The organism is Vibrio sp. 10N.261.52.A1 (genome assembly GCF_002876325.1).
GTDB classification, from domain to species: Bacteria; Pseudomonadota; Gammaproteobacteria; order Enterobacterales; family Vibrionaceae; genus Vibrio; species Vibrio chagasii.
The window spans coordinates 1-789 of sequence record NZ_MCYD01000061.1; the positions used below are offsets into that span (position 1 = coordinate 1).

Here is a 789-nt window from a genome sequence, read left to right on the forward strand (position 1 = left end):
CTTGAAAGCTGATGACTTTCAAAATCAACAAACATCGGCAACGATGAACTCGGTCGACTTACAACACGTGACTTACAAAGCGTTTCCTGGGCTTTCTCCAATCTATGATGCGCAAGCGATTAATGTTGTTTATGTCGGAGAATCGCCTCGTGAACTCATGAACCAGTTGGGCTGGATAGAAAATCAAACGTTCTCTCGAAATGATATTGAGTGGTCGAGTTACCTTACTCTCCTAAAAGATAAGACACCGCCTGTATCTGACTTGTATTGGCGAAACCAACCACAAGATATGGCCTTTCAATTGCCTGGCAACCTGATGAAGAGAAGCCATATTCGCTGGTGGCGCGCTGGTGTTGATATTAAAACTAACCAGCCTCAGTGGTTAGGCGCAATTAGTTATGATGATGGCCTTAAAGTCACCCCTTACTCAGGCATTGTGACCGTCCTTCATAACATTGACCCGAATGTTGATGAAGAACGCGATCGGCTGGCGAAGCAAATTAAATCCACTTACCCAAGTATGGAACTGGTCAACTTGCCTCTAGCGAATGCACAGGTAATGAATGATCAACATGACTACTATACCGACGGAAAGATCTTGGTTATTGGCTCAACGACATACAGTGATGATTCACTAACCTTAGATGTTGCGGTGAATGATATATAAAGTGCGGCTAAAGACGAGCTCTAACTTAGCCCCCGATAAATACGAACCTTGTTTGAATATCAATCAAACAAGGTTCTGTTATTTCTGCTGGTTAAAGCCGAACATCTTTTGGGCGTTTCTAT

At 43.2% G+C, this 789-nt stretch carries 1 protein-coding gene; it reads left to right on the forward strand.

Going from position 1 to position 789, the window contains the following annotated elements; genetic code table 11:
* Nucleotides 1-667, forward strand: a 667-nt coding sequence (locus BCT81_RS00915; protein ID WP_198596813.1) for an LssY C-terminal domain-containing protein, incomplete at its 5' end; no start/stop codon positions are given.
* Nucleotides 668-789 lie beyond the last annotated feature (122 nt).